2 rRNA genes are annotated in these 320 nt (G+C 53.4%); both read left to right on the forward strand.

Going from position 1 to position 320, the window contains the following annotated elements:
* Positions 1–128: ribosomal RNA gene (locus tag ACRQ1B_RS29200) — 23S ribosomal RNA — on the forward strand; the annotation flags it as partial.
* Between the two features lie 114 nt (positions 129–242).
* Positions 243–320, forward strand: a 5S ribosomal RNA gene (gene rrf, locus ACRQ1B_RS29205); the annotation flags it as partial.

Raw genomic sequence — 320 nt, forward strand, 5'->3', positions numbered from 1 at the left:
GGGAAACCAACCTGAAAACGAGTATTCCCTATCAGGGCCGTGGAAGACGACCACGTTGATAGGAGGCGTGTGGAAGTGCAGCAATGCATGAAGCTTAGCCTTACTAATAGCCCGATTGGCTTAATCGCTCTCATTGATCAATGCTCATCTGCCCGCAACAGCGGGCAATGAAGCATCAGACGTGTTCCAAATAAAAAACAGGCGAAAGCCTGCCAGCTTCTCTTCACATTGCCCTTAAATGACCTGGTGGTCATGGCGGGGCGGCCGCACCCGTTCCCATTCCGAACACGGCCGTGAAACGCCCCAGCGCCAATGGTACT

This window comes from Endobacterium panacihumi (genome assembly GCF_050847465.1).
Classification (GTDB): domain Bacteria; phylum Pseudomonadota; class Alphaproteobacteria; order Rhizobiales; family Rhizobiaceae; genus Neorhizobium; species Neorhizobium panacihumi.